The sequence below is a fragment of the Chlorobaculum sp. 24CR genome, assembly GCF_004118635.1.
Lineage (GTDB): Bacteria > Bacteroidota > Chlorobiia > Chlorobiales > Chlorobiaceae > Chlorobaculum.
The window spans coordinates 1-4315 of record NZ_SDGU01000047.1 but is presented as its reverse complement, the minus strand read 5'-3'; the positions used below and the strand labels follow the sequence as shown (position 1 = coordinate 4315).

4 protein-coding genes and 1 pseudogene are annotated in these 4315 nt (G+C 47.2%); 2 read left to right on the top strand and 3 right to left on the bottom strand.

Annotation, left to right across the window (positions count from 1 at the left end; translation table 11 throughout):
• Positions 1-118: 118 nt before the first annotated feature.
• Positions 119-289 carry a hypothetical protein gene (locus EST62_RS13510; protein ID WP_167599278.1) on the bottom strand — a complete coding sequence of 57 codons (171 nt, stop codon included), beginning with the start codon at positions 287-289 and terminating at the stop codon, positions 119-121.
• Between the two features lie 754 nt (positions 290-1043).
• Here EST62_RS13510 and EST62_RS09290 point away from each other — a divergent pair.
• Positions 1044-1997: a DNA glycosylase gene (locus EST62_RS09290; RefSeq protein ID WP_129051815.1), complete on the top strand. Its 954-nt coding sequence runs from the start codon at positions 1044-1046 to the stop codon at positions 1995-1997.
• A 191-nt stretch (positions 1998-2188) separates the two neighbouring features.
• Positions 2189-3070, top strand: coding sequence for an SDR family oxidoreductase (locus tag EST62_RS09285; RefSeq protein ID WP_129051814.1), 882 nt, complete (start codon positions 2189-2191; stop codon positions 3068-3070).
• A gap of 197 nt (positions 3071-3267) precedes the next feature.
• Here EST62_RS09285 and EST62_RS09280 read toward each other — a convergent pair whose 3' ends face one another.
• Both EST62_RS09280 and EST62_RS09275 read right to left on the bottom strand, forming a co-directional pair.
• Entirely contained in the window at positions 3268-3852 is a 585-nt protein-coding gene (locus tag EST62_RS09280; protein ID WP_129051813.1) for a nucleoside deaminase, read from the bottom strand.
• Positions 3853-3937: 85 nt separating this feature from the next.
• Positions 3938-4315, bottom strand: a pseudogene (locus EST62_RS09275) (hypothetical protein); the annotation flags it as partial.

Below are 4315 nucleotides of genomic sequence, written 5' to 3'. Positions count from 1 at the left end.
GCAGCACTTTTTTCAGGACACTGTGTCTCACGGCATGTGAATAACCCATAATTCGCCTCCTCTACTTGAGGCGACATCTATGTTAACACTTAGGGCCATCTTGAAAAACATGCCCAAATCAGAAAAATGCGGTTAGCCAGATCACGGCATATGCCATTCCGGAGGATTTCAAACCCTGCACGAAACACTTGTGCGCACTGACCATTTCAAGTCCCATCATCTTGCAGACGATGAACACAGGAATGTAGATAAACTTCCGCACACCCTGAGCTGGCGCATCGTTGAGCATGGCTTTGTTGCCGAGATGATCGACTTGCTCGCTAATGTCACCCGGCTGCGGCTTGGCGAGTCCCGTGCAGGAAAAGACAACGATAATGCTCTTACATGAACCATTCCGGAACCATTCCGGAAGAGCGGATTCGCAGCATAATCAACAAAATAATTGGCAACCATACCCAAAACAAAAGGTTCAGAATTGGGGATTTTCGAGAAAAGTTTCTCCCGGTTTATCGCCAACGACCGAACCATAGATCAACGCACTGCGAATTCCCTAACGAGATACCTATCGAGATAAAAGAGCGCCAAGAGCACGAGTATTTCCCCATTTTCATAACACGATTCACTTATTCATCTATTAATTTAGTGCCAAACAGAGTCAGCAAGCAATTTATCTTTTGATCTTAAAAAGAAGAGTATAGTAGAAATATAAAAAATAAAATAATGATTGATATAAACTTTTTTATTTAAAAATACTTATCTTAAAATAAGATTAGGACTTCTTAATGAAGAACCTCGTTGCAAGAGTTGTGGTATCTTAATACAAATTATCAATACTTTTACGATGTAAAATGATCGGAATTTAATCTATATTCATTAAAAAAATACTTACACATCAGAGAAAGTTATCAATATACTTTAAAAGCAAATGCAGAACATCATAATAATATTATATAACACAACTTAAGCTATTTTATTTAAAGCATTTATAGTAATTTGAAAAATAATTAATATTAGATTGAATAATCTGTTTAGCATTATAATTTATGGACATTGATAAATTCTTATCAAGAACCTTATTATTGACAGATAAAAGGGTTAATCTGAACGATACGCTCTTTAGTGGACAAAGTTTTTCTTGGAAAGCAGGAGCACCTATACATGAGTACTACTCTCATGTAATTGGCAATAGTATAATTTTATTGCGTGAAATTAAAGTCGGATTTATTGAGGTTTTAAGTACAAGTAATTATGTTATTGGATTACCAATTAAAGATTATTTATGGCGATATTTTTTTCTTGATCTTGATGAAAAAATGATAATACCTGATAATTTTAAACAGGATTTTTCTGATGTTTGGCAATTGGTTAATTCGTACCAGACAGTACGGGTCATGAGGCAGGATCCATTTGAAGTTATGGTGACGTTTATGTGTGCACAAGGCATCGGAATGCACCTGATTCGGCGTCAAGTTTCGATGATTACTGAGCGGTATGGGCAAAAGATTCGGCTTGAGACGCCAGAGGGTGAAATGATTTTCTACAGCTTCCCTACCCCATCAGCTCTTGCTTCCGCAAACCTTGATGAGCTTGCGTTATGCACAAACAACAACCGGATCAGGGCTGCTAACATCATCGCGATGGCCCGCTCTTTCGAGTCGGGGAAACTGGCTTTAGCGTGCGTCAGATCGAGCGAATGCGATCTCGAAACGCTGCGCGAAACGTTATGCGCACACAGTGGAATTGGTCTGAAAATCGCCGACTGTATTGCCCTTTTCGGGCTTGGTCGATTAGACGCCTTTCCGATTGATACCCATGTAAAACAGTACCTCTGGGAGTGGTTCGGCATCGAGGCGGCTCGCAAAAGCTTGACCGAAAAGAATTACCGTTACCTGCAAGAGGCGGCTCGCAAAATCCTGGGAAATGAATACGCAGGCTACGTCGGTCACATGCTTTTTCACTGCTGGCGGAAAGAGGTCAAAAAGATGAAAGCGTTCTGATTACTGCCGAAGCCGCATGGTGCAAGCCTGGCGATGGCAAACGGCAATCCGGTAAAAAGTTGTGCTGTCATGGGCAAAGTGGACGGAATAGATGGCGTGAACTATCCGGATGTTTGCAGGCGGGCACGTTGAAACGGGCTTGGCGGTTAGGGTTATTATTCGATTTTGCCAACCAGTCAACCCAATTGATTATGAAAAAAGTGCTTGTCGCCGGTTCGACCGGCTATATCGGAAGCCATGTGGTGCAGGAGTTCAAGAATCGCGGCTACTGGGTGCGCGCTCTGGTGCGTGACCCCGAAAAGGCCAAAAAGCCCGGCCCGCACCTCGAACCGGTCATTGCCAATTTCGCTGACGAAATCGTGACAGCCGACGCCACAAAACCGCAAAGCCTGGCTGGAGTGTGCGACGGCATCGACGTCGTCTTTTCGTCGCTCGGCATGACCCGTCCCGATTTCGTGCATTCGAGCTTCGATGTCGATTACAAGGCGAACCTGAACATCATGCGCGAGGCGATGAAGGCGAAGGTGAAAAAGTTCGTCTATATTTCGGTGTTCAACGCGCAGAAGATGATGGAGATCGAGAACATCCAGGCGCACGAGAAGTTCGTGGACGAGTTGCGGGCGTCTGGTCTGGAATACGCGGTCGTACGCCCGACGGGCTACTTTTCCGACATGGCGCAGTTTTTGAGCATGGCGCGCAACGGCATCATGTTTTCGCTCGGCGATGGCCAGACTCGCTCGAATCCCATCCACGGAGCCGACCTGGCCAAGGTGTGCGTCGATGCCGCCGAGGGTAACGCGCGGGAGATCGACGCGGGTGGGCCGGAGATTTTCACCTTCAGGCAGGTCGCCATGATGGCCGCCGACGTGGTCAAAAAACAGCCGTTCAGTATCTCGCTGCCGACGTGGCTCGCTGACGGAATTGCCGCCGTCACGGGCGTCATCAACCGCGACATCCACGACATCGCGCTCTTCGCCGCCACGGTCAGCAAAAACGACACCGTCGCGCCGCAATACGGCACCCATCGCCTGCGCGATTTCTTCGAGCAGATGGCCGCAAAAGGCAATGGATAATTGAGAATAAAGCGTTAACGACACTCCGTTATATCGGGACGGTTCTGGAGCCGTCCCGATTTCGAATCACAGCCCGCCCGCCCGATCAACTCCAATCGACGAACAATTCAGCTTCAAAGCCGACACGTTCCTGCTGAAATGCCTTTCGGCCCGATGCCCGCGAAATCGCTTTGGCGGCATCCGGTACGCGCCAGGCGTCAGCATTTTCGTGAGTTATAGATATGCCCGCCGGTTCGAGCATAAAGCTGCAAAACTTCGCGAGCGGCTTCGCGCTCGACGCCGGTGGTGACGCGAATAGCACGGGATTCGAGTTCCTCAATCCAGTTTTGCGGCTTTGGCCCCTCGTCGAACCCGATTGCCTTCGCATCCTCGGTGGATGCCCCGGCCACGAGATGCCGGACGCCCGACCAGGGCACTGCGCCGAAGCACATCGCGCACGGCTCGGCGCTCGTCACCAGCTCATGCGCAGGCATGTCGGAGCCGCCAAGATCGTACGCGCCTAACTTCAATTGCGCGAGCGCAATAGCGACCATCTCTGCGTGAAGAATGGATGACTGCTGACTGACAACGAGATTGACGCCAAGCGACACCAGCATTCCTGATTCGATCTCAAACACCCCCGCCGCAAACGGCCCGCCACTCCCCGCCTCGACATTTCGCCTCGCCGCCCCGATAACGAACTGCATCCGCGCTTCGAGCGAGGGCGATGGATTGTATGTGCTGGCATAGCTATCAAGCCATGATGGCAGGGAAAAGTGTATGTGGTTGGGTTGGTGGGACATAGATTTTTCTAAAACAAGAAACTATTCCAACTAAACTTTGAGTTCATTTCTCTACCATGATAAATTTTCTTTTTTAGAACTCACCTCATAATATTTGCGATATTCTATATAACTCAGGTATGTTTAACTCTGATGAAACCTCTAAAACCTTCATATTGCGCCCATACTTTTCCTGAAATAAGCGTTTAGCAACTTTTAAGACACTTTTTGAATGTCTATATCTTTCAAGATCAGAAGGAACCAACTGATTTGCATTGACTGCCAATTGCCCAATATTAAGCCTCCCAAAATTTCCTTCTTTTTTCTCTATATCAGTCCGTCCGTTTACATACTTCTCGACAGACAAAATCAAACACTCTTGTGTAGACTGAATAAAGGATCCTCGAAGCAGAGCTTCGAGGTATTTAGAAGAGTTGGAGCTGCTGTGAATGCAACTTTTTATACTCAATTTCTCGACCTTGAC